Annotated in this window: 20 protein-coding genes; 13 read left to right on the top strand and 7 right to left on the bottom strand. The window is 72.6% G+C overall.

The genetic code is table 11. The annotated features are described in order from the left end of the window. Positions 1 to 56 precede the first annotated feature (56 nt). Genes ACQRWP_RS26050 through ACQRWP_RS26040 form a run of 3 tightly spaced genes read left to right on the top strand, consistent with a single transcriptional unit; the run spans position 57 to position 4,711 of the window. Positions 57 to 2,909, top strand: a complete 2,853-nt coding sequence (locus tag ACQRWP_RS26050) for a BTAD domain-containing putative transcriptional regulator (RefSeq protein WP_430498441.1) — start codon at positions 57 to 59, stop codon at positions 2,907 to 2,909. 30 nt (positions 2,910 to 2,939) lie between these two features. After that, positions 2,940 to 3,929, top strand: coding sequence for an ATP-binding cassette domain-containing protein (locus ACQRWP_RS26045; protein WP_430498439.1), 990 nt, complete (start codon positions 2,940 to 2,942; stop codon positions 3,927 to 3,929). Further along, entirely contained in the window at positions 3,926 to 4,711 is a 786-nt protein-coding gene (locus ACQRWP_RS26040; RefSeq protein ID WP_430498437.1) for an ABC transporter permease, read from the top strand. The genes ACQRWP_RS26045 and ACQRWP_RS26040 overlap by 4 nt, the downstream gene beginning before the upstream one ends. 19 nt (positions 4,712 to 4,730) lie before the next feature. Here ACQRWP_RS26040 and ACQRWP_RS26035 read toward each other — a convergent pair whose 3' ends face one another. Together ACQRWP_RS26035 and ACQRWP_RS26030 are read right to left on the bottom strand one after the other, a co-directional pair. Next, the gene (locus ACQRWP_RS26035; protein ID WP_430498435.1) at positions 4,731 to 5,966 is read right to left on the bottom strand and encodes an APC family permease; all 1,236 of its coding nucleotides are present in this window, start codon (positions 5,964 to 5,966) and stop codon (positions 4,731 to 4,733) included. 10 nt (positions 5,967 to 5,976) lie between these two features. Further along, the gene (locus tag ACQRWP_RS26030) at positions 5,977 to 6,714 is read right to left on the bottom strand and encodes a phosphatase PAP2 family protein (protein ID WP_430503293.1); all 738 of its coding nucleotides are present in this window, start codon (positions 6,712 to 6,714) and stop codon (positions 5,977 to 5,979) included. Between the two features lie 119 nt (positions 6,715 to 6,833). Between ACQRWP_RS26030 and ACQRWP_RS26025 the strand changes: the two genes are divergently transcribed. Beyond that, positions 6,834 to 8,057, top strand: coding sequence for a DUF4032 domain-containing protein (locus ACQRWP_RS26025; protein ID WP_430498433.1), 1,224 nt, complete (start codon positions 6,834 to 6,836; stop codon positions 8,055 to 8,057). A 6-nt stretch (positions 8,058 to 8,063) separates the two neighbouring features. Here ACQRWP_RS26025 and nagA read toward each other — a convergent pair whose 3' ends face one another. Genes nagA through ACQRWP_RS26010 form a run of 3 tightly spaced genes read right to left on the bottom strand, consistent with a single transcriptional unit; the run spans position 8,064 to position 11,105 of the window. Next, positions 8,064 to 9,173, bottom strand: a complete 1,110-nt coding sequence (nagA, locus tag ACQRWP_RS26020; RefSeq protein ID WP_430498431.1) for an N-acetylglucosamine-6-phosphate deacetylase — start codon at positions 9,171 to 9,173, stop codon at positions 8,064 to 8,066. Beyond that, entirely contained in the window at positions 9,170 to 10,120 is a 951-nt protein-coding gene (locus ACQRWP_RS26015) for an ROK family protein (RefSeq protein ID WP_430498429.1), read from the bottom strand. Before ACQRWP_RS26015 ends, nagA begins: the two co-directional genes overlap by 4 nt. A 55-nt stretch (positions 10,121 to 10,175) precedes the next feature. Then, on the bottom strand, positions 10,176 to 11,105 hold the full coding sequence (locus tag ACQRWP_RS26010; protein ID WP_430498427.1) for an SIS domain-containing protein: 930 nt from the start codon (positions 11,103 to 11,105) through the stop codon (positions 10,176 to 10,178). A gap of 201 nt (positions 11,106 to 11,306) precedes the next feature. Between ACQRWP_RS26010 and ACQRWP_RS26005 the strand changes: the two genes are divergently transcribed. The 9 genes from ACQRWP_RS26005 (at position 11,307) to ACQRWP_RS25965 (ending at position 18,107) form a co-directional block, all read left to right on the top strand. Beyond that, positions 11,307 to 12,092 carry a DeoR/GlpR family DNA-binding transcription regulator gene (locus ACQRWP_RS26005; protein WP_285796959.1) on the top strand — a complete coding sequence of 262 codons (786 nt, stop codon included), beginning with the start codon at positions 11,307 to 11,309 and terminating at the stop codon, positions 12,090 to 12,092. A 121-nt stretch (positions 12,093 to 12,213) separates the two neighbouring features. Further along, positions 12,214 to 13,224, top strand: a complete 1,011-nt coding sequence (locus ACQRWP_RS26000; protein WP_430498425.1) for an ABC transporter ATP-binding protein — start codon at positions 12,214 to 12,216, stop codon at positions 13,222 to 13,224. After that, positions 13,221 to 14,237: an ABC transporter permease subunit gene (locus tag ACQRWP_RS25995; protein ID WP_410822390.1), complete on the top strand. Its 1,017-nt coding sequence runs from the start codon at positions 13,221 to 13,223 to the stop codon at positions 14,235 to 14,237. Before ACQRWP_RS26000 ends, ACQRWP_RS25995 begins: the two co-directional genes overlap by 4 nt. A 110-nt stretch (positions 14,238 to 14,347) precedes the next feature. Beyond that, positions 14,348 to 14,746: a DUF3263 domain-containing protein gene (locus tag ACQRWP_RS25990; RefSeq protein ID WP_430498423.1), complete on the top strand. Its 399-nt coding sequence runs from the start codon at positions 14,348 to 14,350 to the stop codon at positions 14,744 to 14,746. Positions 14,747 to 14,939: 193 nt separating this feature from the next. Next, positions 14,940 to 15,578: a hypothetical protein gene (locus ACQRWP_RS25985; protein ID WP_430498421.1), complete on the top strand. Its 639-nt coding sequence runs from the start codon at positions 14,940 to 14,942 to the stop codon at positions 15,576 to 15,578. Further along, positions 15,575 to 15,970, top strand: coding sequence for a phage holin family protein (locus ACQRWP_RS25980; protein ID WP_354940370.1), 396 nt, complete (start codon positions 15,575 to 15,577; stop codon positions 15,968 to 15,970). Before ACQRWP_RS25985 ends, ACQRWP_RS25980 begins: the two co-directional genes overlap by 4 nt. Before the next feature lie 22 nt (positions 15,971 to 15,992). Then, positions 15,993 to 16,592: a DUF3618 domain-containing protein gene (locus ACQRWP_RS25975; protein ID WP_410822393.1), complete on the top strand. Its 600-nt coding sequence runs from the start codon at positions 15,993 to 15,995 to the stop codon at positions 16,590 to 16,592. Beyond that, entirely contained in the window at positions 16,561 to 17,448 is an 888-nt protein-coding gene (locus tag ACQRWP_RS25970; protein ID WP_430498419.1) for a hypothetical protein, read from the top strand. Before ACQRWP_RS25975 ends, ACQRWP_RS25970 begins: the two co-directional genes overlap by 32 nt. A gap of 149 nt (positions 17,449 to 17,597) precedes the next feature. After that, positions 17,598 to 18,107, top strand: a complete 510-nt coding sequence (locus tag ACQRWP_RS25965) for a GNAT family N-acetyltransferase (protein ID WP_430498417.1) — start codon at positions 17,598 to 17,600, stop codon at positions 18,105 to 18,107. Between the two features lie 52 nt (positions 18,108 to 18,159). On the opposite strand, the gene ACQRWP_RS25960 is transcribed toward ACQRWP_RS25965, so the two are convergent. Both ACQRWP_RS25960 and ACQRWP_RS25955 read right to left on the bottom strand, forming a co-directional pair. After that, on the bottom strand, positions 18,160 to 19,056 hold the full coding sequence (locus tag ACQRWP_RS25960) for an SMP-30/gluconolactonase/LRE family protein (RefSeq protein WP_430498415.1): 897 nt from the start codon (positions 19,054 to 19,056) through the stop codon (positions 18,160 to 18,162). A gap of 129 nt (positions 19,057 to 19,185) precedes the next feature. Further along, complete coding sequence (locus ACQRWP_RS25955) at positions 19,186 to 21,399, bottom strand: AAA family ATPase (protein WP_430498413.1); 2,214 nt, start codon at positions 21,397 to 21,399, stop codon at positions 19,186 to 19,188. Positions 21,400 to 21,426: the final 27 nt, after the last annotated feature.

Here is a 21,426-nt window from a genome sequence, read left to right as displayed (position 1 = left end):
CAAGGTCGGCGGATCGGTGCGCAGGAACCGGCCGGCAGTGGGCGACAATCCATGGCATGCGTTTCCGCATCCTGGGTCCGACCCAGGTCGTGCTGGCCGACGGGCGAGAGGTCCCCGTGGGCGGTCCGCGGCTGCGCGCCCTGCTGGCGCTGCTCCTACTCGACGCGGGTCGGGTGGTCTCCGCCGAGCGGCTGATCGACGGCCTGTACGGCGAGCATCCGCCCGGGGGAGCGGCCAACGCGCTCCAGTCCCAGGTGTCGCGGCTGCGCCAGGCCCTGCCCGCCGAGCACGACCCGGTCGAGTTTCACCCGGCCGGTTATCGCCTGGCGGTAGATCCCGACGATGTCGACGCGTACCGGTTTGAACGGCTCGCCGAGGCGGGGCGACGCGCGCTCGTCGACGGTGACTGGCCCCGGGCGGCGGTGGTGTTGCGCGAGGCGCTGGAGCTGTGGCGGGGTCCCGCCCTGGCCGATGCCATCGGCGCAGCCGGCGCGCCCGCGCAGGCGGCCCGGCTGGACGAGCTGCGGTTGGCCGCCATCGAGGATCGGGTCGAGGCGGACCTGGCGTTGGGCGCACAGAGCGCGCTGATCGCGGAGCTGCGGGAGTTGGTCGTCGCGCATCCGTTGCGGGAGCGCGCGCGGGGCCAGCTCATGCGTGCGCTGGCGGCACTGGGTCGGCCGGCGGAGGCGCTGGCCGAGTTCGAGGACGCCCGGCACACGCTGGCCGAGCAACTCGGCGTCGACCCGTCGGCGGAGCTGGCCGCGGTCCACTTGGCGGTGTTGCGCGGTGAGGAACGCGGGTCGGTCGAACCGGTGCTGCCGAGTCAACTCACCACGTTCGTCGGGCGGGAGGAGGAGCTCAAGCGCGTCGGGGACCTGCTCGTCGAGCGGCGGCTCGTCACCCTCACCGGCCCCGGGGGCGCGGGTAAGACGCGCCTGGCGATCGAGGCTGCGGGCCGGGTCGACGGGGAGGTCCGTTTCGTCGAGCTGGCCGGGCTGGCCGACGGTTCGGACGTTCCGCAGGCGGTGCTGAGCGCGCTCGGCCTGCGCGACGCGGGCCTTCGTGCCCCGGCCGAGCCGGGCTGGCAGACCACCGATCGGTTGGTAGAGGCGCTCGCCGAGCGGCGACTGCTGCTGGTGCTCGACAACTGCGAGCACGTCCTCGTCGACGCGGCCCGGCTGGCGGCCCGGTTGCTGAGCGCGTGCTCGGCGTTGCGCGTCCTGGCCACGAGTCGCGAGCCGCTGGGGCTGGCCGGTGAGGCGCTGTGCCCGCTGTCCGGGCTCACCCTGCCACCGCTCGGCGCGTCCGCGCTGGACGCCGACGACTACGCGGCGGTCGGCCTCTTCGCCCAGCGGGCCGCCGACGTCGCGCCCGACTTCACCGTCACGCCGGCCAACGTCGAGATGGTGTTGCGGATCTGCCGCAGCCTGGACGGCCTGCCGCTGGCGATCGAGTTGGCCGCCGCGCGACTGCGGGCGCTGTCCGTCGCCGAGGTGGCCGCCCGCCTCGACGACCGGTTCCGGCTGCTGTCGACGGGCAACCGGGCCGCGTCGCCGCGACACCGCACCCTCCGGGCCGTGGTCGAGTGGAGTTGGGATCTACTCGACGACGCCGAACGGAAAGTGGCCCGACGGCTGACCGTCTTCGCCGGTGGGGCGACGCTGGAGGCGGCCGAGCGGGTCTGCGGCCTGCCCACCTTCGAGTTCGTCGACGCGCTCACCGGTCTGGTCGACAAGTCCTTCGTGGAGATGACCGGCGGCCGGTACCGGATGCTCGAAACGGTGCGTGCCTTCTGCGCCGAGCGTCTCGCCGAGGCCGGCGAGGCCGACCAGCTCCGTCGCGCGCACACCGCGTACTTCCTGGAATTCGCCTGGACCGCCAGCGACCACCTCCGCTGCGCGGAGCAGCTGCACTGGCTACGACGGCTCGACGCGGAGCGGGACAACCTGCACGCGGCGTTGCGGCGGGCCACCGCCGCCGGTGACACGTCCGACGCGGCCGGGATGGTCGCGGCCCTGTCGTTCTACTGGTGGCTGCGTGGCATGCGCGGAGAAGGGGCGCGGCTCGCCGCCGACGTCCTCGAACTGCTCGGCGCCGAAGCGCCACCGGGGCTGAGCGAGGAGTTCGCCCTCTGCGTCTACAACGCCTCGCTCGCCGGCTCCGGCCCTTTGCCGTCCCTCGGGACGCAGTCGGCCGTGATCCGCAGTCTGGACCGGGCGCCCCGACAGCCGTTCCTGCTGTACCTGTCGGGGATCTCGACCGGGCCGCCGTCCGGCGGCGTCGAGGATGTCGACGAGCTGATGGGGGAGCTGCGGCGGCTGGTCGGCCCGGACCCGTGGATCAACGCGCTCGGCGCGATGGGCAGCGGCTCGGCGCTGATGTGGAGCGACCAATGGGACCGGGCCGAGGCCGCGCTGGCCACCGCGCTCGACGGCTTCCGCGGCACCGGGGACCGGTGGGGCACCATGATCACGCTCGGTGCGCTCGGCGAACTGGCCGCCTGGCAGGGCGATCCGGAGACGGCGGGTGCCCACATGGACGAGGCCATGGGACTGGTCGAGGCGCTCGGGTCGGCCGTCGACCAGGCCGACATGCTGCGTACCCGGGGCGAGATAAGGCTGCGCGCCGGTGACCTCGCGGCGGCGCACGACGACTTCGCCGGTGCGCTGCTCCTCGCGCAGCGCAGCGGCGCGCCCGAGTTCGTGGCCAGCGCCCGGCTCGGCCTCGCCCAGGTGGCCCGGGTGCGTGGGGACCTGGCCGCCGCGAGGCGGTTCTGCGAGGAGGCGTTGGCCGGTGGGCTCACCGGCTGGTACGTCGGCGAGGCCGCCCGTGCGGAGATCATTGTCGTTCTGAAGGAGATCACCGAGGCCGAGAAGGCCGGTGCGCCGCCGTCAGCGGACGGTGCGTGATCCGTCAGCGCCCGGCCGCACCGTGGGGGCATGACGACATTCGAGGTGGTCGCCGAGGGGCTGGGCAAGCGGTACGGCCCGACCCGCGCGCTCGACACGTTTGACCTGACCGTGCCGCCCGGCACGGTCCACGGACTGCTGGGACCGAACGGCGCGGGCAAGACGACGGCCGTACGGATCCTCACCACGCTGCTGCGCTTCGACACGGGGAGGGCCACCGTCGCCGGGTACGACGTGCTGCGCCGGCCGGACGAGGTGCGCGCCCGGATCGGGCTGACCGGGCAGTACGCCGCGGTCGACGAGATCCTCAGCGGCCGGCAGAACCTGGAGCTGTTCGGCCGGCTGTTCCGGCTCAGCCCACGGGAGGCCCGCCGACGCGCCGCTGACCTGCTAGAACGGTTCGGGCTCGACGAGGCGGCGGGTCGGTCCGCCGGTGAGTACTCGGGTGGGATGCGTCGCCGACTGGACCTCGCCGCCAGCCTGATCCGCACGCCGCGCGTGCTCTTCCTGGACGAGCCGACGACCGGCCTGGACCCGCGCAGTCGCAACCAGGTGTGGGACCTGGTTCGCGGTCTCGTGGCGGACGGGACGACGGTGCTGCTCACCACGCAGTACCTGGAGGAGGCCGATCAGCTCGCCGACCGGATCTCAGTGATCGACGCTGGTCGGGTGGTGGCGGAGGGCTCACCGGACCAGCTGAAGGCGATGACCGGAGGTGACCGGATCGAGGTGGTGGTCCGCGACGCGGCCGAGCTGAGCCACGCGGCCCGCCTCGTCGCGCCGATCTGCGGTGCGGAGCCCGAACTCGACCCGGAGGTTCGACGGCTCAGCGTGCCGGTGGTCGATCGCGTCGCCGGCCTGGTCGACGTGGTGCGCGCGCTGGACGACGCCGGGATCGCGGTCGAGGACATCGGCCTGCGGCGCGCGACGTTGGACGAGGCTTTTCTGCACCTGACCGGGCACCGGCCGGACGAGGCCCGCGAGCCCGTCGCCGCGGGACGAAAGGCGGACGTGGCATGACCACAGCTATCGCTGACGGCTGGACGATGACCAGGCGGAACATGACCCATGTGATCCGCGCGCCGGAGGAGCTGATCCTCTACTTCTCGCTGCCGATCATGTTCGTGCTGGTCTTCGGGTACGTGTTCGGCAGCGGCATGCAGGTAGCGGGCGGTGGCGACTACCGCGAGTTCCTGCTGCCGGGGGTCTTCGTGATGACGATGCTGTACGGGCTGGGGGCCACCGCGACCGGCGTGGCGCTGGACCTCAGCCGGGGCGTGGTCGACCGGTTCCGGTCGATGCCGATGGCACGGTCCGCCCTGATGACCGGTCGCAGCGCCGCCGACCTGCTGCGCGCCCTGCTGGAGATGTCCACCCTCCTGGTGTGTGGCCTGCTCGTCGGGTGGCAGTGGCGACAGGGCGTCGGCAAGGCGTTGCTCGCCGTCGGCCTCCTCCTGCTGCTGCGAATCGCGATCACCTGGGTCGGGATCTACCTGGCGTTGCTGGTCCGCAACCCGGATACGGTCGGCGTGATTGTCTTTCCGGCGGCGTTCCCGTTCACCGCGATCTCCAACGTCTTCGTGTCGCCCGAGCTGATGCCGTCGGTCATCGGGACGATCTCGGAGTGGAACCCGTTGTCGGCCACCGTCGCGGCGATCCGCGAACTGTTCGGCAACCCGGGCCTGGGCGGCGACTCCTGGCCGGCGGAGCACGCGATGCTGTTGGCGGTGCTGTGGCCGGTGCTGCTGATCGCGACGTTCGCCCCGCTGGCCGTGCGCCGCTACCAGCGGTTGAGCCGTTGACTCCGGCCGCCTGCCAGGGTCAGCGGCGAGCCCGCAGGGCGTAGAAGGCGGCGCCGACGGCGAGCACACCGAAGCCGGCGAGGACGCTGCCCAGCGGCAGGTTGACCGCCAACAGCAGACAACCGAAGAGCCCCAGACCGGCGAGCACCCGGACCGGCAACCGCCGGTCCGGGTCCCGGCCCAGGGTGAGCGCCGCCGCGTTGGTGATCGCGTAGTAGACGAGGACCGTGCAGCTGGAGAAGCCGATCGCGTCGCGTACGTCGCCGAGCAGCACCACCACGATCACCACGGCGGCGACCGCCAGTTCGGCGCGGTGCGGCACCTGGTGCACCTGGTGTACGGCGGCCAGCGCGCCGGGCAGTTCACGGCGCCGGGCCATGGCGAGGGTGGTCCGACCGACCCCGGCGACCAGGGACAGCAGCACCCCGACGACCGCGATGGTGGCACCCGCGCGGACCACCCACGCCAGGCCGGGCAGCCCGGCGGCGGTCACCACGTCGACCAGGGGTGCGGCGGAATCGGCCAGCCGGTCGGCACCGAGCACGCCGAGGGCGACCACGGCCAGCACCAGGTAGATCACGAGCACCACCCCGAGCGCCAGCGGCACCGCGCGCGGGATGGTCCGCTGCGGGTCGCGGACCTCCTCGCCGAGCGTGGCGATCCGGGCGTACCCGGCGAAGGCGAAGAACAGCAACCCGGCGGCGGTGAGCACACCTCGAGCCGAACCGCCGGGCTCGCCGAGCCGGTCCAGGTGCACCGGCCCACCGACCAGGCCGACGACCGTGACGAGGGCCAGCACCGCGAGCACCAGCGCGACCAACGCCCTGGTCACGGCGGCGGTCTTGCCGATACCGCGCAGGTTCACGGCGGTCACCGCGAGCACCGCGCCGACGGCGACCAGCCGGGCCTGACCCGGCCAGAGGTACGCCCCGACGGTCAACGCCATCGCCGCACAGCTCGCCGTCTTGCCGACCACGAAGCCCCAACCGGCCAGAAACCCGGCGAACGGTCCGAGGCGCTCCCGGCCGTAGACGTAGGTGCCGCCGGACTCCGGGTAACGGGCCGCAAGCCGCGCCGAGCTGGTCGCGTTGCAGAAGGCGACGAAGCCGGCCAGCGCCAGCGCGGGCAGCAGGCCGGCGCCGCCGGCCGCCGCAGCGGCCGGGCCGAAGACCACGAAGACGCCCGCGCCGAGCATCGAGCCCAACCCGATGACAACCGCATCGGGTACGCCCAGCCGCCGCGCCAGTTGATCCACGGACCGAACCCTAGGGGTACGACGTGAACGGCCGATCCCACCCGCGTAAGCGGCCGGGGAGCGGCACGCCGTCCCAGGGTGCCCGGTGCAGCAGCCGGTCCAGGAGCAGGCCCAGCAGCAGCCCGGCCACCGAGTCGGTCAGCCAGTGCCAGCCGAGGTACGTGGTGGTGGTGAGGACGACCAGCGGCGGCACGACGCGGATCACTGTGACGAGCCGGGCCGGTAGTTGGCGGCCGAAGCTGCGGGCCAGCGGGGCGAGCAGCAGCGCGATGACCCCGTACCAGACGATGGCGTTGGCGACGTGCCCCGACGGGTAGGACTGGGCGAATCGGACCGGCAGGTCGTCGTGGAACAGCGGCAGGGTCTGCTCGGGCGTCAGGAAGGGCTCCTTGACGCTGGCGCTCGGTGCCGCCCGCGCCGTCCAGATCTTGAGCGGGCCGATCGTCAGGTTGGTCAGCACGAACGCGACCACCGGCGGCAGGATCGGTCGCACCGACCGCAGCCGGACGGCCAGCAGCACGCCCAGCCCGGCGGCGATCAACGTGAGCGGGGTGCCCTGCCCGAGGAAGTTCAGCACCCGGGCGACCCAGTACGCGGCGGCTGGCCGGTGCCCGTCGGCCCAGTCGGCGACCGCCCGGTCCAACCCGAACAACTGGTCGGCGGCGAGCGCCACCGTCAACCCGACCAGACCGACCAGGAGGAGCGCGTCGAACCACCAGCCGGCCGGGCGGACGGGCCGTAGCCGCAGGTCACGTCGTACCGCTGTGGGTTTGAGCACGCGACCACGCTACCGGCCCGGCGCGAGGCCGGGGTGTGCGGCGCTGTGGGCCCAACCACGAACAGAGGCGGATGCGGGGGCGACCAGTCATGCTTGTGCCCGTGCGGATCACGTCTGCCCTCGTGGACCCGGCGCTGCTCGACCTGCCCTGGTCGACACCGCTGGAGGAGTGGCCTGCCCAACACCTGGTGGCGCTGCCGCAGGGCATCTCCCGGCACATCGTCCGGTTCGTCCGGTTGGGCGACTACGTGTACGCGTTCAAGGAGACCCGCGAGCGGATCGCCGAGCGGGAGTACGACCTGCTCCGGGCCCTGGAACGGATCGACTTTCCCTCGGTCGAGGCGGTGGCGGTCGTCGCCGACCGGCAGACCGAGGACGGGGAGCCGCTCGAATCGGTGCTGATCACCCGGCACCTGCAGTTCTCGCTGCCGTACCGGGCGCTCTTCTCGCACACCCTCCGGCCGGAGACGATGAGCCGGCTGCTCGACGCGCTCGCCGCCCTGATCGTGCGGATGCACCTGACCGGCTTCTTCTGGGGCGACTGCTCCCTGTCGAACACGCTGTTCCGGCGGGACGCGGGCGCCTTCGCCGCCTACCTGGTGGACGCGGAGACGGGCGCCCTGCACAACGCGCTCTCCAACGGTCAGCGCGGCGAGGACCTGGAGATCGCCCGGGTGAACATCTTCGGTGAGGCGCTGGACCTGCAGGCGGCCGGCCTGCTGCACGAGTCCATCGACCCGGAGATGGTCTGCGAGGAGGTCGTGCAGCGCTACGAGCGGCTCTGGCACGAGATCACCTATGAGCAGGCGATCGAGCGGGAGGCCCGGCACGACATCGAGGGCCGGATCCGCCGCCTCAACGAGCTGGGCTTCGACGTCGCCGAGGTGGCCATGTCGTCCATCGACGGTGGGCGTTTCCTGGTGCGACCGAAGGTCGTCGACGCTGGTTACCACACCCGGCGGCTGCTGCGGCTGACCGGGTTGGACGCCGAGGAGAACCAGGCCCGCAAGCTGCTCAACGACCTGGACGCCTATCGCGCGGAGAGCGACCTGATCGACGAGCAGCAGGCCGCCCACCGCTGGCTCACCGAGGTCTTCGAGCCGGTGGTCCGGGCCGTCCCCGCGCACCTGCGCCGCAAGCTGGAGCCGCAGGAGCTGTTCGCCCAGATCATCGAGCACAAGTGGCTGCTCTCCGAGCAGGCCGGCCGGGACGTCGGGATGCGCCACGCGGTCCAGTCGTACCTGTCCGACGTTCTGGTGCACCGCCCCGACGAGCAGGCCGTACTCGGCGTGGACGTCCCCAGCCTCAGCTGAGGCCGGTCACTCCACCCAGGAGCCTGCGCGCAGCACCCGCACCACGTTGAGGTCGTCGTCGAGCACCACCAGGTCGGCGCGGAGGCCCACCTGGAGGGACCCGACCCGGTCACCCAGGCCGATGGCCCGCGCCGGGGTGGTGGCCACCATCCGTGCGGCGTCGGCGATCGGGATTCCGGCGTTAACGGCGTGCCGCAGCGCGGCGTCCATGGTCAGCGTGCTGCCGGCGATCGCGCCGTCGCGGGCGAGCCGGGCCACCCCGTCGGCGACGGTGACGGCCTGGCCGCCCAACTCGTACTCGCCGTCGGGCATGCCGGCCGCGGCCATCGCGTCGGTGATCAGCGCGGCGCGGTCCGGGCCGGCGGTCGCGGTGGCGAAGGTCAGCATGCCGTCGTGCAGGTGCACCCCGTCGGCGACCAGCTCGCAGATCACTGTGGGCGCGTCGAGCAGGGCCACCACCGGCCCCGGCTCACGGTGGTGCACCGGCCGCATCCCGTTGAACAGGTGGGTGCCGACACTGGCGCCGGCGGCGACCGCGGCGCGGGTCTGCTCGTACGTGGCGTCGGTGTGGCCCACCGCAGCCACCACCCGCTTCGCGGTGAGCAGCTTGATCGCCTCCAGCGCGCCGTCGCGCTCCGGGGCGAGGGTGACCATCCGGATCGCGCCCCGACCCAGCTCGATCAGCTCGGTCAGCTCGTCGGTCGACGGGTCGCGCAGGTACTCCGGGTTCTGCGCGCCGCAGCGGGCGGCCGACAGGTACGGCCCCTCGAAGTGGATTCCCGCCAACACGCCCTCGTCGACCAGGGGGGCGAACGCCTCGGTGGCAGTACGCATCAGCGGAAAGGGCGCGCTGACCAGGCTGGCCAGCAGCGTGGTGGTGCCGTGCGAGAGGTGGAAGTCGGCCGCCGCGCGGGCCTCGTCGGCGTCGCCGGTGGTGAAGGTGTGCCCGCCACCGCCGTGCGTGTGCATGTCGACGAACCCGGGCAGGATCCAGTGCCCGTCGCGCACCGACGGGTACTCGGCCACCGCTGTGATCCGATCGCCGTCCCACTCGACGCAGCCCTGTCGGACGACTCCGGTCGGGGTCACCACTCGGCCGTTCACCCGTACGGTCATCGCTTCTCCTGATGGTCACGGACACCCACGGCGTCCAGGGCGAGCAGGGCGGCACCGAGGCAACCGGCCTCGTCGCCGAGGGCTGCCGCGACCAGCTGCGGCTCCCGGTGGAAGGTCATTCGCTCGTGCAGCGCCGCCCGCAGCGGGGTCAGCAGCCGGTCCCCGGCCTGGGCCAGGCCGCCACCGAGCACGATCGTCGCCACGTCGAACAGCGCCTGGCCGCTGGCGAGGCCATCGGCGAGCGCCTCGACCGCCTCCTGCCAGACCTGGCCGGCGAGCTGTTCGCCGGTCGCGGCCCGCTCGGCGACCTCGGCCGCCGTCACCGGGGCGTCGGCGGTCTCGCCGGTGAGTTCGGCGTAGCGGCGGCCGATCGCGGCGGCCGACGCCATCGCCTCCAGGCAGCCGGGGCGGCCGCAGCCGCAGCGCGGACCGTCGGGCCGGACCAGGATGTGGCCGATCTCCCCGGCGGCGCCGTGGGCCCCCACGGCTGCCGTGCCGTCCACGACGTGCGCGGCGGCGATGCCGGTGCCGATGGCCACGAACAGCACGTGCCCGGTGCCGCGTCCGGCGCCGAGCCGGGCCTCGGCGAGACCACCGACCCGCACGTCGTGACCGAGCGCCGTCGGCAGGCCGAGCCGCTTCACCGTCAGGTCCCGCAGGGGTACGTCCCGGAAGCCCACGTTCGCCGACCAGACCGCGACGCCGCGCGCCTCGTCCACCACCCCGGGCACGGCGATGCCGACCGCGATCGGGGTGAGCCCGTCAGCGCGGGCCTTGTCGGCCAGACCGCCAGCCACGTCCAGGATGGTGCCGACCACTGCGGCCGGCCCGCGTGCGGCGTCGGTGGGGTGCCGTTCGGTGCGCACCACGACGCCGTCCGGGCGGACCAGGGCGCACTTCATGCCGGTGCCGCCGACGTCCAGCGCAACGACCACGCGGTCGCTCACGGTGCCAGCTCGGTTCGCGACTGCGGGGCTCGCAAACCCGGCTCACTCCTCGCGCTCACGCCAACACCACGGACCGGGTGAGGTGGCGGGGCGCGTCCGGGTCGAGACCCCGGCTGGTGGCCAGCGCGACCGCGAAGCGCTGGGCCAGGATCAGGTCGGCCATCGGGTCGACCGGGGTACGGCCGGCGGACCAGCTGCCCAGCACCGTGCGCCAGCCGTGCGTGCGGCTGTGCACGAAGGCCGCGCCGGTGGCGGCCACGTCCTCGGGCAGCCCGTCGGGCAGCTCACCGAACGCCCAGACCAGCCGGCCCGGCGCGGCGACCGAGATGGGCCCGTGCCGGTAGTCCATCGCCGGGTACGCCTCGGCCCAGAAGGTGGCCGCCTCGCGGCACTTCAGCGCGGCCTCCTGGGCCAGCCCGATCGTCCACCCCCGACCGAGGAAGGTGGCCTGCTCGATGGTGGCCGGGTCGATCGGCAGCGGGGATCGCACCGCCACCTCCGCGTCGGCGGCGAGCGCGGTCACCGGGTCGCCGAGCTGGGCCCGGAGCAGGGCCAACGCGGTGGTCGCGAAGCGGGTCTGCACCACCGACCGTTCGTCGGCGAAGGGCAGGGCCACGGTGGCGGAGGCCAGCTCGATCACCGGGGATGCCGGGTCACCGACGATGACTGTGGTGGGTGTCTGTCCGCGCAGCGCGGCGAGCAGTTCCAGCACCTCGGTGGTGGTGCCGGAACGGGTGATCGCGATCAGCCGGTCGTAGCGGCGGCCGGCGGGGAACTCGGACGCCTGGAACGCGTCGGTCTCACCCTGGCCGGCCTGCTCGCGGCGGGCCGCGTACGCCATCGCCATGAACCACGACGTGCCGCAACCGACGACGGCGACCCGCTCCCCGGGACGCGGCAGGTCGCCGCGAACCTCCTCGGCCAGCCTGGCCGCCTCCCGCCAGCAGTCGGGTTGGCTCGCGATCTCCGCGTCCACGTACGCCATGGGAAACTCCTCGCAGGGCCGATCGGTGCGCAATACGGCTCGTTAGACCCGCATTTCGCGCGTTATTCTGCGCGAACGCGGGTGACCATGGCAACCGGCCGGCCGATCGCGCAGGTCGGTCTTTTGCGCCAGCCTAGTTTCGCGCACTAGTGTGCACGCAATCAATCACCGTCCGTGCAAGTTGCTGGGAGGGCCCCCGCGGTGGACCGGTACGCCAGATGGAACGCCCTGCTCGAAATGCTGACCGACAACGGCCGGGTCAGCGTCGAGGCGGCAGCCGAGCGGCTGGACGTCTCCCAGGCCACCATCCGGCGTGACTTCGACCAGCTCGCGCAGCAGCAAATGATCACGAGGACCCGGGGCGGGGCGGTCGCCAACGGCGTGTCGTACGACCTGCCGTTGCGCTACAAGACGGCCAAGCACTCGGCCGAGAAGCAGCGGATCGGGGCGGCCGCCGCCGCGCTCGTCACGCCGGGCACCGTGGTCGGCCTGAACGGCGGCACCACCAGCACCGAGGTGGCCAGGGCGCTCGCCGTACGACCGGATTTGAACACCAGCGCCGAGGGTGCCCAGCTCACAGTGGTGACCAACGCGCTGAACATCGCCAACGAGCTGCTGGTCCGATCCCGGATGAAGGTCGTGGTGGCCGGCGGCGTGGTGCGCCCGAAGTCGTTCGAGCTGGTCGGCCCGCTGGGCGGGGCGCTGCTGCGCGAGGTCACCCTGGACGTCGCCCTGCTCGGTGTGGACGCGATCGACCCGCAGCTCGGCGCCGCCGCCCACCACGAGGGAGAGGCGGCGATGAACAACCTGATGGTGGCCCGCGCCAAGCGCGTAGTGATCATCGCGGACTCGTCCAAGCTGGGCGGTCACGCCTTCGCCCGGATCTGCCCAGTCGAGCGGGTGGAGACGCTGGTGACCGACTCCGGCGCCGCGCCGGAGGTGGTGGACGCGTTCCGCACTGCCGGCGTGCAGGTCATCTGCGCCTGAGAGGTCACGCTCCGTCGATGAACTAGCCTGATCGGCGCGTCGATGCATACCGCGTATTGCGCGCTCCTGCATACCGCGTATGGTGTCGGCTGTCACGCCCACCCATCGGGGGAGGTGCAGCTTGCCAGCTGTCCTGGAGATCGAAGGTCTACGTAAGACGTACAAGAGTCGTCGACGCGGTGCCCGCAACGCGCTCGACGGCTTCGACATGCGGGTCGACGCGGGGCAGGTGCACGGCTTCCTGGGTCCCAACGGGTCCGGCAAGACGACCACGCTGCGTACCCTGCTCGGCCTGATCCGACCCGACGGTGGCCGGATGGCGCTGCTCGGGCACGAGGTTCCCGACGCGCTGCCCACTGTCGCCGGCCAGGTCGGCGCGATCGTGGAGAGCCCGCAGTTCTTCCCGCACTTCACGGCCCGGGACACGCTGTCCCTGCTCGCGGGGGCGGGCGAGGTGCCGGCCGTCCGGGTCGACGAGGTGCTGGAACTAGTCGGGCTGCGCGACCGGTCCGGCGAGCGGGTCAAGACGTACTCGTTGGGCATGAAGCAGCGGCTCGCCGTGGCCTCGGCCCTGCTGAAGAACCCGAGGCTGCTCATCCTCGACGAGCCGGCCAACGGCCTCGACCCGGGCGGCATCCGGGAGATGCGCACGCTGATGCGCACCCTCGCCGAGTCCGGAATGACAGTGGTGCTGTCCAGCCACATCCTCGGTGAGATCCAGCTGATCTGCGACTCGGTCACCATCATCTCGCTGGGCCGGCGGGTCGCGTTCGGCCCGGTCGACGAGGTGCTCGCGCAGCACTCGTCCGGTGCGGTCCGGATCCGGCTGGAGGCGGTCAGCGACCTGCCGGTGGCCACCGAGGCGCTCACCCAGGCCGGGATCCGGGTCACCGGTCACCCGGACCACCTGATGCTGGCCGGCGTCGACAAGCCGGCGTCGGTGACCCGGCTGCTCGCCGAGAAGAACCTCTACGTCAGTGAGTTGGCGCCGATCGCCGTCGACCTGGAGAGCGTCTTCCTCGAACTGACCGCCACCGCGCCGGTACCCGGTCAGCACCGGCAGGTCGACGAGTCCATGAAGGTCGGCGGGACGGGTCAGCCCGGTCCCGCCGGGGGAGGGTGGGGCGCGTGAGCCTCTTTCGTACCGAGCTTCGCCGGCTCAGCAAGCGGCGTTTCACCCGCTACATGACACTGCTCGGCCTGCTGGTGCTGGCCGCGGTGGTGGTCGGAGTGTTCTTCACCAACCAGAAGATCGACGCCGGCCAGCTCGCCCAGGCCGAGCGTCAGGCCGACCAGCAGTACCAGGAGCAGGTGCGCTGGAGCGAGCAGGAGCGCGCCGCGTGTGAGCAGGCCAAGACGGCCGGCACGGCGACCGACGGTCGCTACCCGCCCGACTGCTCGATGATCACGGCCCCGTCCCGGGACCAGATCGAGGCGAGTTGGTTCCTGCCGTCGACGTTCGACTTCAAGGAGACGTTCGACGAGACCCTGATTCCGTTCGCGGCGATCCTCGCCCTGGTCGGGTTCGTCATCGGCGCGTCCTTCGTCGGCGCCGAGTGGAGCACCGGCGGCATGATGAACCTGCTGCTCTGGCGGCCGAAGCGGCTCACCGTGCTGCTCACCAAGCTGGCCGCGCTGCTCACCGGCATCCTGGCGGTGACGCTTCCTGCCGCGGTGCTGTGGTTTGCCGGGTTCTGGGCGGTCGCCAACTTCCGGGGCAGCACCGAGAAGATGACCTCGGGGGTCTGGCAGTCGTTCATGCTCACCGGCGTACGCGGCGTGGTGCTGGTGTTGGTGCTCACCACCATCGGCTTCGCCCTCGCCTCGCTCGGTCGGCACACCGCGATGGCCCTCGGTGGCGTGGTGGCGGTGATGGTGGTCGGCCAGTTCGGCCTGGGCATCCTGCTGTCCATGGCGAGCGTGCGGTTCGCCGAGGCCTGGCTGCTGCCCACGTACGCGCTGGCCTGGATGACGAAGACGGTCACACTGCAGGACTGGAACTCCTGCAACGCGACCTACTACGGGGAGTGCAAGCCGGCCACGATGGACATCACCTGGCAGCAGTCCTCCGTCCTACTCTCGGTCGGGGTGGTGGTGATCCTCGGGGCGGCGCTCTGGGCGATGCGTCGCCGCGACATCTCCTGACCTGACCGAAGTGACGCGGCGCGGTCGGCCCGGCCGTCGGGGTTCCCGGCGGTACGGACCGGCCGCGCCGCTTGCTGCGTCCCTGGTCGCCGCTGACTAGGCTGAACGACATGTCCGCCGACACCACCCCGGCCGCCCCCGAGCCGTCCATCGACGCTCGTCCGGGTGAGGTCACGGGTGCTGCCGGGCCGACCGTCCCGAATCCCCGACCGGCGCCGCCCATCGAGACCGCCGACGCGCCACCTGCCGACGAGGCGGCGCAGCCCACCGATCCCGCGCCGGGGCTGACCGAGCGGGAGCGGGCCATCCTTGCCTTCGAGCAGCAGTGGTGGCGGCACGCCGGCGCCAAGGAGCAGGCCGTCCGGGACACCTTCGGGATCTCGTCGACCCGGTACTACCAGCTGCTCAATGGTCTGCTGGACAATCCGGCCGCCCTCGCCGCCGACCCCGTGCTGATCAGCCGACTCCGCCGGTTGCGCTCGTCGCGCGCCCGTAACCGCCGCCGCTGACCGCTCGCTCCGCGATCTTGCACTTTCTGTAGCCGTTTCGCGGGCTTTTGCACGTCTTTGTCGGGACACAAAGTGCAAGATCGACCCGCCGGTCGCCGGTTTGCCGGGCCAGCCGCATGGCGGCTGGGCAGGCGGGTAGGCGGGAGGCGCGCCGAGGTTGCTTGCGACCTTGGGCTCAGGAAGGGAGCGGGGTATGACGGCAACGAACCAGAGCGGCAGAGGACAGCAGGCCCGCGAGGAGGCCTCGCGCGTCGGCCAGCAGGCCGCGCAGGCCGGGGGTCAGGTCGCCCACACCGCAGCTGAGCAGGGCGGGCAGGTGGCTGCAGAGGCGCGGCGACAGGCCCAGCAGTTGACCGGGGAGGCCACCGGGCAGCTTCGGGATCAGGCACAGACGCAGCAGCGGCGGGCCGCTGCGGGCCTGCGCGACCTGGGTCAGAACCTCAGTTCGATGGCCGAACGGGACGGCGATTCCGGGCTGGCCGGTCAAGTGGTACGCAAGGCGGCCGACGCCGCCCAGCAGGCCGCCGGTTGGCTCGACGAGCGCGAACCCGGCGAGGTGCTCGACGAGGTTCGCACCTACGCGCGGCACCATCCGACGACGTTCCTCGCGGGTGCGGCGGTGGCCGGGCTGCTGGTCGGGCGGCTCACCCGTGGCCTGACCGCGCCGGCCTCGGGCAACGGTCAGGGTGGCAGCGCGTCAGGTGCTCCGTCACCCGCGCAGGGCGCACCGGCGGGCGGCGGTCAGCAGCCGTACGTGGGGACGGCACGGGCGCAGAACGTCTCGCCCGCCGGTGAATCAGCGCGGGACCTGCCCGGCGGGGTGGCACCGTGAGCGCCCCGGAGAAGGAGCGGACCCAGGCCTCGGTCGGCGAGCTGATCGGCGAGGTGACCCGGGACATGTCCACTTTGGTGCGCAAGGAGGTCGAGCTGGCCAAGGCCGAGTTGCGCGAGGAGGTCAGCCAGGCGGGCAAGGCCGGCGGTATGTTCGGCGGTGCCGGGCTGGCCGGGTTCCTGGCGGTGCTCTTCGTGTCGTACGCCCTCTGGTGGGGGCTGTCCAACACGATGGACCAGGGGTGGGCGGCGCTGATCGTCGCGGTCCTGTGGGCCGCCGTGGCCGGTGGTCTCTTCATCAACGCCCGGACCCAGCTGAAGCGGGCTCGTGCGGTTCTGCCCCGGACGAAGCAGACTGCCCGGGAGCTGCCGGACGCCCTGCGGGGTCGGTGAACGAGTCGGGAGGGAACAGGTCATGTCCAGTGATCCGGATCGGATCCGGCGGGAGATCGAGACCACCCGCAACGAGTTGAGCAGTGACGTCGACGCGCTGACCGACAAGGTCAACCCGCGTCGGATCGCCGGTGACCGCGTCGGGCAGGCCCGCGGGGCGTTCACCCGAGCGAAGGAGAAGATGATGGGCAGCTCGAGTCACATGGGGCAAGAGGCCAGCCAGCGGATGTCGCACATGGCCGGATCGGTTCGCGACGAGACCCGATCCCTCGGGCACCAGTCTCGGGAGCAGGCTCAGGGCAACCCGATGGCCGCCGGCCTGGTCGCCTTCGGAGTCGGTCTGCTGGCCGCCTCCCTGATCCCGCCGAGCGGGCGTGAGCGGCAACTCGCCGGACGCGCGCGGGGCATGGTGAGTGAGCACTCCGATCAGCTGCGCGAGCAGGCGAGCCAGGTTGGCCATCAGATGCAGGACAATCTGCGGGAGCCTGCGCAGCAGGCGGCGCAGTCGGTCCGGTCCAGCGCCCAGCAGGGCGTGTCCGCGGTACGCGACCAGGGTCGTTCGGCCGCCGGTCAGGTGCAGGGAGAGACGCATGCGGCCGTCGACGACCTTCGACAGCGCTGACCCGACCGGTGTGCCGGGGCCGGCGCCGGTGATGCGGGTACGCTCCGCGTCCGCGCCGGCCCCGGGGCGGCCGGTCAACGAGGACCTGGTCTTCCGGTTCGGCCCGCTGGTCGGTGTCCTGGACGGCGCGACGGTGCCGGACGGCTTCGACACCGGCTGCGTGCACGGGCCCGAGTGGTACGTCCGGCACCTGGCGGCCCGGATCGGCGTCGCCGAGGCGGTGCGCCCGGCCGCCCGGTTGACCAGCAACCTGGCCGCGGCCATCCTCGCTGTGCGCGCCGACCACGGCGGGCAGTGCGACCTCGACCATCCGGGCACCCCGTCCAGCACGGTCTGCCTCCTGCGGGACTGCGGCGACCAGGTGGACTATCTGGTGCTCTGCGACAGCCCGCTGGTCCTCGACGCCGGCGGGCAGGTCAGTGTGGTCACCGACAACCGGCTGGACGCGGCGATGGTGGAACTGCGGGAGACCGTGGCCGTCTTGCCGGCCGGCGCGGCGGACCCGGTGACCCGGTTCCGGCACGCCGTGACCGTCCAGCGGGAGCGGATGAACCGCACCCACGGCTACTGGGTGGCGGCCTCCGACCCGGACGCGGCCTTCCACGCGGTGACCGGGACCGCACCCCGGCACGGTCCGGGGGCGCTACGGCGGGCGGCGCTGCTCAGTGACGGCGCGTCCAGCGCGGTGGAGCAGTTCGGGCTGACCGACTGGGCCGGTCTGCTGGACCTGCTGACCGCGGACGGCCCGGGCGCGTTGATCGACCGGGTGCGGGACGCCGAGCGCGACCACCCCGACCGACTGCGCCGACACAAGTCCACCGACGACGCTTCGGTGGTGTTCTGCGAGTTCGGGTAGGCGTTTTGGTCCCTTGACACCCGGTCGGGTGACAACAGAGCGTGATGTGGAACACCCGGACCGCCCGACCGGCCGGTACCGCTGTCCGGACCGCCAGTGGATGGCCAATGGGGTGGACTTCGGCCGATGAGGGCGGCAGACTGCGGCACGTGGCGGGTGCGGTCCGGCTGGAGCCGGTGGACGAACGGAACCTGGAGCCGTTGCTCTCCGTAGCGGCGGCGGAGGCGGAGCCGGGTGACGTGATGCCCCCGGTCGAGGCGCCCGCCGGCTGGTCGCTCGCGCGTCGCGAAGCGTTTCGCGAATTCCACCGGGCGAGCTTCGGCGGGCTGGACGGCCGGACCGGTTCGCAGATGTACGCCATCCTCGTCGGCGGCGAGGTGATGGGCATGGTCCGGATGACGCGCTGTGACGAGCCCGGCACTGTGGAAACCGGGATGTGGCTCGGCCGGTCGGCGCGCGGGCAGGGGATCGGTGCGGCCGCCCTGCGGGAGCTGCTGAACGCCGCCGCTCGGGCGGGCATGCGGGCGGTGGTCGCCGAGACGACCCCGGACAACATCGGCGCGGTATCGGTCCTGCGGAAGTGCGGCGCGAAACTGCGCGAGGACGACGGCAAGGTACGCGCCGAGATCTGCCTCGATTCGACGCCGCCCGCCTTCTGAGCTGCCCGTCGGGGCCGGCGGCGACCGCAGGGGCCGCCGCCGACCGCCTGGGTCAGGCCGGCAGCCGAACGATGTCGTAGTCGGTGCTCGGCGTGGACTCCACGTCGAACCGGCCGTTCACCACGTACAACGCCGAGCCGAGCAGGTCGCCGGTGGCCGGCGAACGCAGCTGCGGACCGGTGATCTCCCGCTGCACCACCCCGGCGGTGTATCCGGCGTTCATCCGGACCACCGCGATGACGTTGGTCAGGTTCCGGATCACGTAGAGGGTGCGTCCGCGCAGTACCAGCCCGTCGGCCCGCTCCACCGAGTAACCACCGAGGTCGACGAGGCGGCTGCCGCCGGTGCGCGGGTCGATGCGGACCAGTCGGCCGGGCAGCATCTGCGCGACCAGCAGATCGCCGTCCGGCAGCGCCACGATCCCGTTGTGGTAGACGTCCGGCGTGGCGGCCGGACCGCTGAGCGGCAGCACCCGGAAGGCGGTGGGGGCCGGAAGGCGGCCACCCGGGCCCAGCGGCACCACGTACAGCACCTGCCGCGCGGAGTCGGTGAAGTAGACCGCCCGCTGGGTGATCACCAGGTCGTTGACGTAGCTGCCCGGCACATCGCTGAACTGGTAGTGGGCCAGCTTGGCGCCGGTGCCCGCGTCGTACACGCTCGCGCCGCCGCCGGAGAAGTCGGCGGTCCAGAGCCGGCCCTGCGGGTCGAGCTTGAGGCCTGCTTTGTCGGTGCCGGGTGTGCCCGGGATCAGCACCGAGCCACGGCCGGTGCGTAAGTCACCCCGCCACACCGCACCGTCCAAGATGGACCCCACAAACACGGTGGTGCCCCGACCGATCGTCAGTCCTTCCGGGGTGAACCCGTCCGGCAGCGCGATCCGGGCGGGGAACGGCTTTGCCGGATGAGCCGTCGCCGGTGCACCGACCGAGACCAGGGTTGCCGCTGCCACGAGGGGGACGAGGAGGAGAGAGAGCCGCTTGCGCAAGGAACACCACCTGACGTCGCAGTGGATGACTCCACTGGGGAATGTGACGTACTAGGAACGTCCCGGGCGCGGCGAAAGGTTGTCCTGCTCTGATCATTCCCGGTCGGCGGCGTACGCGGCCAGGTTGGCGACCTGGGCCGGGTTCAGCGACGGTCGCACCCGGGCCCGTGCTGTCGACACGTGCTCAGCGGTGACCGTGGCGGCGGCGAGCGACTCACGCATCGCGGCCAGCGCCGCCTCGCGGATCAGCGCCGCACAGTCCGCGGCGGAGAAGCCGGTCAGCTCGTCGCCGAGGGCGGGCAGGTCGACGTCCGGTGCCAGCGGCACCTGCCGGGACGCGGCCCGCAGGATCTCCGCGCGGGCGGGCCCGTCGGGCGGTGGCACGTAGACCAGCCGCTCCAACCGGCCCGGCCGCAGCAGCGCCGGGTCGACCAGGTCCGGTCGGTTCGTCGCACCGACCACCACCACATTGCGCAGCGTCTCCACCCCGTCCAACTCGGTGAGCAGGGCGGCGACCACCCGGTCCGTGGTGCCCCCGTCGGTGGCCTGGCCGCGTACCGGCGCCAGCGCGTCCACCTCGTCCAGGAAGATCAGCGTGGGGGCCGCCTCCCGGGCCCGACGGAACAGCTCGCGGACCGCGCGTTCGCTCTCACCGACCCACTTGGAGAGCAGTTCGGCGCCCTTGACCGACAGCACGTTGGCCCGCCCCGACCCGGCCAGCGCGGTGACCAGGTAGGTCTTGCCGCAGCCCGGTGGCCCGTAGAGCAGCACGCCGCGCGGCGGCTGCACGCCGAGCCGGGCGAAGGTGTCCGGGTAGGTCAGCGGCCACAGCACCGACTCGGTCAGCGTCTGCTTGACCTCGTCCAGGCCACCCACGTCGTCCAGGGTCACCGAGGCCAGATCCAGTGTGGACGACGCCATCGTGGTGGGCCGGACCACCTCCCGGGCGGCGGTGAAGTCGGCCATCGACACCGTCGGCGTCTCGGCGGCCTTCTGCCGCAGCGCCGCGCGTACCCCGGCCTCCCGGACCAGTGCGGCCAGGTCCGCCGCGACGAACCCGGGGGTACGCGCGGCCACCTCGTCCAGCCGCACGTCGTCGGCCAGCGGAACCTGCCGGGTCAGCACGGTGAGCTGTTCGCGGCGCAGCGCCTGATCCGGGAGCGGGACGCTGATCCGCAGCGACAGCAGGTCGGGCGCGCGCAGAGCGGGGTCGACCGCCTCCGGTCGGCCGGTGGTGCACACCACGGCGACGCCCGCGCGGATGCTCTCCGCCAGCACCTGACGGAACACCGTCGCCACCGGACCGGGCTCGTCGGCGGGCGCGAGCGCCTCGACGTCGGTGACCAGCAGTACCGCCGGCCCTTCGGCCCGGGCAGCCGATGCCGCGACCCGCAACCGCTCGGCGGCGGCCTGGTTGGCCAGCGCGGCTACCTCCGGCGCCCAGAGCGGGTGAACGCGGGCACCGACCCGGGCGGCCACGGCCCGGACCAGCGCCGACTTCCCGGAGCCCGCCGGGCCGACGAGCAACACCCCCAACGAGATGGTGGTGCCGAGTCGGCCCAGCACCTCCCGGTGGTGGAAGCCGAGGTCCAGCAGCTCGGTCAACTCCTCGGCCTGGGCCCGCAGCCCGGGCAACTCGTCCACGTCGGGCGCGTCCTCCGCCGCAACAGCGTCGGCGCTCGTACCCGGGCGGGTCGACGCGGTGCCGACCGGGGCGGGCCCGCCGTGTGTCGTAGCACCGTGTTCCCAGGCGACCGATGTGCCCATGGTGACCAGCGCGCCGGCCGCCGGCTCGACAGTGACCACGCTGAGCAGGGTGCTGGTCCAGGCGAAGCCGACGGTGTTGGCGAGGCTGCGTCGCGCCGCCTCGACCAGGCTGCGGACCGAAGCGTCCGGCAGCACATCCTGTGGCAGCAGCGACACGTCGTCGCCGGCGGTGAGCACCTTGCCCAGCAGGGCGAGCCGGAGCATCTCCGGGCTGACCGCCGCGACGACCCCCACCGGCCCGGCCAGGACGACCCGGCTCGCCGGCACCAACGGCACCGGGCTCACCCGCACCTGACCGCCGTCGCGCAGACCCAGGTTGCCCAACGTCAGGTCATCGGCGTACAGCAGGGCGCTGCTCGCGCCCGGCCCGGCCGCCGCCGCGATCCCGGCCGTCTGCCGGCGGCCGACAAGGCGGACCGGGTCGCCGGGGCGCAGCCCCAGCGCGGTCAGCGCCTCCGGGTGCAGACGCACAATGCCCCGTCGGGCGTCCAGCGCCGCCGGCCGCAGGCTCGCCGTCAAGGTCAGGTCGGGTTGCGCCACTGCCCGACCGTAGCCGCCGGCAGCCAG

The sequence above is a fragment of the Micromonospora trifolii genome, from assembly GCF_050516465.1.
Taxonomy (GTDB): Bacteria; Actinomycetota; Actinomycetes; order Mycobacteriales; family Micromonosporaceae; genus Micromonospora; species Micromonospora trifolii.
Note: the sequence above shows the minus strand (reverse complement) of the source record. Positions and strands in the feature narration are given on the sequence as shown.

Excerpts from the sequence above, each read along its gene's own strand:
- ACQRWP_RS25975 (WP_410822393.1), top strand. The coding sequence starts at position 15,993 with ATGTCCAGTGATCCGGATCGGATCCGGCGGGAGATCGAGACCACCCGC.
- ACQRWP_RS26050 (WP_430498441.1), top strand. The coding sequence starts at position 57 with ATGCGTTTCCGCATCCTGGGTCCGACCCAGGTCGTGCTGGCCGACGGG.
- ACQRWP_RS25990 (WP_430498423.1), top strand. The coding sequence starts at position 14,348 with ATGTCCGCCGACACCACCCCGGCCGCCCCCGAGCCGTCCATCGACGCT.
- ACQRWP_RS26045 (WP_430498439.1), top strand. The coding sequence starts at position 2,940 with ATGACGACATTCGAGGTGGTCGCCGAGGGGCTGGGCAAGCGGTACGGC.
- ACQRWP_RS25970 (WP_430498419.1), top strand. The coding sequence starts at position 16,561 with ATGCGGCCGTCGACGACCTTCGACAGCGCTGACCCGACCGGTGTGCCG.
- ACQRWP_RS26040 (WP_430498437.1), top strand. The coding sequence starts at position 3,926 with ATGACCACAGCTATCGCTGACGGCTGGACGATGACCAGGCGGAACATG.
- nagA (WP_430498431.1), bottom strand. The coding sequence starts at position 9,173 with ATGACCGTACGGGTGAACGGCCGAGTGGTGACCCCGACCGGAGTCGTC.
- ACQRWP_RS25985 (WP_430498421.1), top strand. The coding sequence starts at position 14,940 with ATGACGGCAACGAACCAGAGCGGCAGAGGACAGCAGGCCCGCGAGGAG.
- ACQRWP_RS26010 (WP_430498427.1), bottom strand. The coding sequence starts at position 11,105 with ATGGCGTACGTGGACGCGGAGATCGCGAGCCAACCCGACTGCTGGCGG.
- ACQRWP_RS26025 (WP_430498433.1), top strand. The coding sequence starts at position 6,834 with ATGCTTGTGCCCGTGCGGATCACGTCTGCCCTCGTGGACCCGGCGCTG.